7 protein-coding genes and 2 pseudogenes are annotated in these 6,011 nt (G+C 66.1%); 5 read left to right on the top strand and 4 right to left on the bottom strand.

Features of this window, described 5'->3' with window-relative positions; genetic code table 11:
* Both VE172_RS00170 and VE172_RS00175 read left to right on the top strand, forming a co-directional pair.
* The coding region (locus VE172_RS00170; RefSeq protein ID WP_324795425.1) for an MFS transporter at positions 1-373 on the top strand (373 nt) is incomplete at its 5' end.
* Between the two features lie 110 nt (positions 374-483).
* Positions 484-777, top strand: coding sequence for a DUF1330 domain-containing protein (locus VE172_RS00175; protein ID WP_324795428.1), 294 nt, complete (start codon positions 484-486; stop codon positions 775-777).
* Between the two features lie 344 nt (positions 778-1,121).
* Here VE172_RS00175 and VE172_RS00180 read toward each other — a convergent pair whose 3' ends face one another.
* The 3 genes from VE172_RS00180 to VE172_RS00190 all read right to left on the bottom strand — a co-directional run bounded on the left by VE172_RS00180 (position 1,122) and on the right by VE172_RS00190 (position 3,029).
* A complete protein-coding gene (locus VE172_RS00180) occupies positions 1,122-1,502 on the bottom strand; it encodes a cupin domain-containing protein (RefSeq protein WP_324795430.1) in 381 nt (126 codons plus the stop codon).
* Between the two features lie 2 nt (positions 1,503-1,504).
* Positions 1,505-1,804, bottom strand: a complete 300-nt coding sequence (locus VE172_RS00185; RefSeq protein ID WP_324795432.1) for an ArsR/SmtB family transcription factor — start codon at positions 1,802-1,804, stop codon at positions 1,505-1,507.
* 493 nt (positions 1,805-2,297) lie between these two features.
* Positions 2,298-3,029 carry a sulfite exporter TauE/SafE family protein gene (locus VE172_RS00190; protein WP_324795435.1) on the bottom strand — a complete coding sequence of 244 codons (732 nt, stop codon included), beginning with the start codon at positions 3,027-3,029 and terminating at the stop codon, positions 2,298-2,300.
* A 295-nt stretch (positions 3,030-3,324) separates the two neighbouring features.
* On the opposite strand from VE172_RS00190, the pseudogene VE172_RS00195 reads away from it, so the two are divergent.
* Positions 3,325-3,865 (top strand): annotated as a pseudogene (locus VE172_RS00195) (arsenic resistance protein); the annotation flags it as partial.
* A 55-nt stretch (positions 3,866-3,920) separates the two neighbouring features.
* Positions 3,921-4,520, top strand: a pseudogene (locus VE172_RS00205) (arsenate reductase ArsC); the annotation flags it as partial.
* 13 nt (positions 4,521-4,533) lie between these two features.
* Here the strand turns inward: VE172_RS00205 and VE172_RS00210 are convergent.
* Entirely contained in the window at positions 4,534-4,866 is a 333-nt protein-coding gene (locus VE172_RS00210) for an ArsR/SmtB family transcription factor (RefSeq protein WP_324795441.1), read from the bottom strand.
* A 70-nt stretch (positions 4,867-4,936) separates the two neighbouring features.
* Here VE172_RS00210 and VE172_RS00215 point away from each other — a divergent pair.
* A partial coding sequence (locus VE172_RS00215) for a flavin-containing monooxygenase (RefSeq protein WP_324795443.1) occupies positions 4,937-6,011 on the top strand: 1,075 nt, incomplete at its 3' end.

Raw genomic sequence — 6,011 nt, forward strand, 5'->3', positions numbered from 1 at the left:
CGTCCTGTTCGCGGCGGCCCGGTCCAACCTGGCCGAACTGCTCGCGGCCATGGGCGTGCTGGGCTTCGGCGTCGGCAGCTTCTCGGCCGCCATGCCCGGCGTCATCCTGGCCGTCACCCCCAAGAGCGAGACGTCGAGCGCGATGAGCTTCAACTACATCGTCCGCAGCGTCGGGTACTCCCTGGGCAGCGCCATCGGCGGCCTGGTCCTGGCCGCCGGCACCGACACCGGCCGCCTGTTCCCGAACGACGGCGCCTACACCACCGCGGCGCTGGTCGGCGTCGCCGCGATGGCGATCACGACGATGATCAGCCTCGCCCTCGCCCGCCGACGCTCACCCGAGACCAAACCGATCGCGGCCCCAGCCGGTTGATCGAAGCCGTCCGACGTCGACGCCGTGTCCGTCGGCTCGCTGACCCACAGCGCGCCGATCATGGATCTGAGCTTGCTTATGAACATCAATTCCGAACACAGGAGGTAACCGTGGCCAAGGGCTACTGGGTCAGCGCCTACCGCACCATCACAGACCCTGAGAAGCTTGCTGCCTACAACAAGCTGGCCGGTCCGGCCGTCGAGGCCGCGGGCGGGCGGCGGCTCGCCCGCGGCGGCAGGGTCGTCGCATACGACGCCGGGATCGCGGAGCGCACCGTCCTGATCGAGTTCGACAGCTTCGATCAGGCGGTCGCCGCACGCGCGAGTGCGGCCTACCAGGAGGCGCTGGCCGCACTCGCTGACGGCGTCGAGCGCGACTTCCGCATCATCGAGGGCCTCGACTGACGACGGATGCCGCGTCAGGGCGGAACACGATGCCGACCGCGGCGATCACCCCGGCTCGTCAGCGCGCCGCACCGCATGGTCACTCCGCCTATCGCTTTTGTGGTCCTTACCCGCCCACCCCGGGCCGTGAACGACCGTCTCGGACCCGGCGCTGTTGATGCGATCGTGAAGGGATTCGCCAACGGCACCCGGCGATTCGACCTCGCCACCCACAATCGACGGACAATAAGCCCATCGTGAGCGACGGTTCGAATCCGCGACCGACTGACAGCGGGGAGATCGCGGCCTTGACGGAGGTGGCTGCCCCGAGCGTCTGGAGCGGTCCGAATACGGTCCGCCTGGTGTCACGCGTCGCCGGTGGCCACGACTCCGGCGCGTTCGATCATGAGGACGGTCGAACGTTCGGAGACCACGGGACGATGCATCCGTCCCTTGGGGACCGTGAAGCACTCTCTCGGGCCCAGATCGGCCGATGCCAGCCCCTCCACGTCGATGCGAACCCGACCGTCCAGGACGAGGAAGAACTCGTCCTCGTTATCGTGCTTATGCCACGGAAACTCGCCACCGGTGAACACGCCGATGCGCACCACGACCTCGTCCACCTGGGTCAAGGTCTGGTTGAACCACTGCTCGCCGGCGGATTCGATGATCTTGTTGACGTCAAGCTTTTCCAGCGGCCCGACCACCGGCTCGTAGTTGAAGATGTACTGCGAAGAGTCACTCACCATTACCATCCTTGCGACAACAGGCGTTTAGCTTCGTCGATCCGTTCTTCGTCACGCTTGTAGAACGTCCACTGCTTGATGCGACGCGACCGCAACAGCCCCACCCGAACCAGCAGCTTGAGGTGCTCGGCGGCAGACGGCTGACTGACACCCAGCTTGTCCGCGATGAACACACCACAAACCCCGTCGGCGACGCGGTCACCGTCCTTTTGAGGCGGGAAGTGCGCCACCGGATCCTTGAGCCAGCCGAGTATCGCCAACCGCTTGTCGCTGGCGAGTGCCTTGATTAGATCGACGTTCATGACTTAGGAAATATACTAATTCCCTAAGCGGTCCCACAACTACACCGTGACAACGGTCACCAGAGAGGAATCCCGATGGACCCCATATCCGATGTCGCATCCGAGCCGCGACGGCTATGGGTGCGCAGGTTGGTGTTCGGCACGGTGGTTCTTGCCGTGGGGAAGGGGTACGTGGATCACGGTCGATGAGCTTGTCGGCGCGGACGAGACGCTGGAACGGTTCCTGTCCGCACCGACGACCCGGATGTCTTCACCGAGTTCGAAGGCGAACGGGTTCGCATTCGCGCGGATGCTTCTGGGGTAGGGGCCCTCCATGGCCGCCAACCAGCTGACCAGCGATCCCTTTCTCGACGGGCGGGTGCGGCGGCACCGTCACCCGCACGCACGTCATACCCGACACCCCGTTCGGTGGCGATACCGCTCACTCGGGTCGGCGACGTCAGCGCTCATCGGCCAGACTGCCAACTCGACTTCTGGCGGTACGCCAAACCGTTTACACACCGATCAGGAACAACAACCCGGCGATCACGAGGCCGGCTTCGACCAGGAGGACGAAGAGGCGGTCGCTGATGCGATCCACGATGTGCTTGCCGACCCATGCCCCGGCGATCGTTGCCGGGGTCAGGGCCAGCCCAAACGTTAGGACCGCGCCGGTGATGAGGTCGCCGGCGCCGTAGGCGGCGAGCTTGGTCAGGTGCATGGCCAGCGCGCTGGCGGCTTCGGTGCCGATGTAGGCGGCTCGGGTCAGTCCGTAGGCGAGGAAGAACGGTGCGGTCAGCGGCCCGGTCGAACCCACAAGCGCCGACCCCAGTCCCGATACGGCCCCGATCGTGGTGAACGCGGTGTCGCGGGGCTTGCCCGGCGGTTTGCCGAACCTTCGCCACGCGACCATCCCGATCAAGAAAACCCCCAGCAGGCGCCGCAACGGCTCCAACGGCGCGTGGGCCAACAGCAGCCCCCCGGCTGCCGCCAGCGGGACCGCGCCCAGAGCGAACCAGCCGATCAGCCGCCAGTTGAGTTCGCGTCGGTTCAGCCACACGCGGGAGGCGTTGCTGGACAACTGGGTGAGGGTGAGCATCGGCACGGCCGCGCGCAACCCGAACAGGGCGGCGAACACCGGCAACAGCAGCACGCCACCACCGAACCCGGCCACCGCCGAGACCACAGCCAGCCCAAACGCCGCCGCCGCGGCGATCAGCAGCACAGGCGCCAGGTCGGTCCACACACCCGCCAGCATGCCAGCGGCCGCCGACAGCGTCCCAGAGACTTCAGGCGGCGCAGAATCAAGCTGGAGAATTCCTCAACTCATAGGACATTCTCCACAAAGGCATAGGCGTGCAATATGTCGTGAAAGTGAGACCGGTGGCCACAGTCCTCGACGAGCAGGTTGGCGTGGACCAGCTCGGTGAGCATGGATGCCACGTCTCGTCGCCGGTCGGCGGTCAAAGCGCTGGCGACCGGTACCGGCAGGCGGCGACCGGGATACAGTGCCCGAAGGCGGAACGGACGGGCGGTCTTCGATCATCTGGATCGACCTGGTTTGCGGTGACCGTGAGGCTGTGGCGGTGATGGCGGCGTTGAACTCGGTGTTTCAGGTCGTGGCGTTCGGGGTGCTGGGATGGTTCTATCTGGACGTTCTTCCGGGTCGGCTCGGCCTGCCGCGGTCCGATCTGGACATTTCGGTGTGGTCGATTGTGGTCAACGTGCTGATCTTCCTGGGAATCCCGCTGGCGGCGGGATTCTTGACCCGGAGGCGGGACGAGCGGTCCCCGGGCCTCGACTGGTATGAATCCACGTTCCTGCCCCGCATCGGGCCCGTGGCGCTGTACGGGCTGCTGTTCACCGTCGTGATCTTGTTCGCGTCGCAGGGCCGAGCCATCACCGCGAGGCCCGGTGACGTCGTGCGTATCGCGGTCCCGCTGGGCAGGATGATCGGGCTGGGCTACGAACGGTCGAGACGTTGGCGTTCACCGCTGCGGGCAAAACGTCGACCTGGCGATCGCGACGTTCGGCGTCACGTCCGGCCAGGCCCTGGCCGGGACGGTCGGACCACTCATCGAGCCCGTAACAACCCGGCACTCCGGAAGGGACGTGCACCTCATGACCGCCACACCATCCACCCACCCACTTAACGCGATCGTCGTGCTTCGCCACGCCGCGGTTCGCCCACCACTTCTCGCCCGAGACAGTGCGCGAATGCCTGGACGACTCCTATATCCGCTTGGCCGCAACGGCCTCAGTCCATTCACATCTCTACGTGCTCGCCGAACGCTTGCACGCGATCATCACGACGAGAGGAAGTCACGTGAGCGGTAAACCCGAAGTCCTGTTCGTATGCGTTCACAATGCCGGGCGATCGCAGATGGCGGCGGCGCTGTTGGACCACCACGCCGCGGGCACGGTCGTGGTGCGCTCGGCAGGATCGGCTCCGGCCGCATCGATCAACCCGGCCGTGGCCAAGGTGCTGGCCGAGGTCGGCCTCGACATCACCAAGGAGTTCCCCAAACCGTTGACCGACGAGGCCGTCCAGGCGTCCGATGTGGTCATCACGATGGGCTGCGGCGACGCTTGCCCGGTGTACCCGGGAAAGCGTTACTTGAACTGGGAACTGGACGACCCCGCCGGCCAACCGATCGAGACGGTGCGCGGTATCCGCGATGAGATCGACGCGCGGGTGCGCCAACTACTGGTCGAACTGGACGTGTCCTCCGCGTGACGAGGCTCGGAGGCTACGGCTGCTGACCGCTAGCGGTCGGTGTTGTTTCGTCTTCGGGTGGACAGCAGGCGAGCAGGCTCTCGCGCAGATTGTCGAGGCTTCTGAGGAAGCCCGCGGAGTCGGCGCGGTAGTGCACGGTCTTCCAGTCGCGGCGTGCGGCAAGGATTCCCGCGTCGCGCAGCATGGCCAGGTGGGTGGACGCCGCGGATTGCGCCAGACCCAGTCGTTTGGCTACCTCGCCGACGGTCAACTCGGTGCCGCCGTCGAAGGCGAACATGATCTGCTGCCGCGTCGGGCTGGCCAGCGCCTTCAAGAACGCCTGCGACTCGGGGTTCAACTTCGTCACTGCTCCAGCATGCCTCTCGTGTGTCCCACATCAAGTTGTCATTTCGCGATATGAGAATATGATAGCTCGGGTGAACACGAAAACTCTTCCCGTTGTCATCGTCGGGGCTGGGCAATCGGGCCTGGCCGCCGCCCAAGCCGTACGCGACACCGGCCTGGCACCCCTCGTCCTGGAAGCCAGCGCCCGAGCGGCCGGTTCTTGGCCGCACTATTACGACAGCCTGAAGGCCTTCTCTCCCAACCGGTTCAACAACCTCGCGGGAAAACCTTTCGGAGGCGATCCCGACGCCTACCCCGGCCGCGACGACGTCGCGTCCTATCTAGAGCGTTTCGCCGAGAGCCTCGGCGTGGAGATCCGCACCGGCACGCGGGTCACCGGGGTAAGCCTGAACTCGGGCCGCTACCTGATCCATGCCGCCGACGGCTCGTCGCTGGAGGCTTCCGGCCTGGTGGCGGCCTCGGGATCGTTCGCCAACCCCTACGTTCCTGACTTCGACGGCGCGCGGCGATACGGCGGACGACTGCTGCACGTCGCCGACTACCGCGAACCCGGCCCCTATCGCGGCAAGCGAGTGCTCGTGGTGGGTGCGGGCAACTCCGCCATCCAGGTCGCCGTCGAACTCGCACGCGTCGCCTCGGTCACCCTGGCCAGCCACTACATGCCGCGGCTGGTCCCGCACCTGATCGACGGCCGCGACGTCCACTATCTACTCACCGACCGCTTCGACGACCTGCCGCCGTCGTGGCTGGCCCATTTGGCTCCCGGGAAGATGGTCACGGACATCGGCGGCTACGCCAACGCCTTCGACAGTGGACTGTTGAACCAGCGCGCGATGTTCACCCGCCTCACCGACAGCGGCGTGGTGTGGGCGAACGGCGAGCGCGAGGACATCGACGCGATCATCCTGGCAACCGGATACCGACCCAGCCTCGGCTACCTGGCATCCCTTGGCGCCCTTGATGAACACGGCATGCCGCTCCACTCGCAGGGCGTGTCGCTGACCCACCCCGGCCTGATCTACCTCGGTCTGGAATACCAACGCGGCTTCGCCTCCAACACCCTGCGAGGCGTGGCAACCGACGCTGCCGTCCTCACCCCCGCCCTCGCCGCCTACGCCACCGGAGCCCACCTGCGGTTCGACCAAT

It is taken from the genome of Stackebrandtia sp., from assembly GCF_035643755.1.
In the GTDB taxonomy this organism is placed as follows: Bacteria; Actinomycetota; Actinomycetes; order Mycobacteriales; family Micromonosporaceae; genus Stackebrandtia.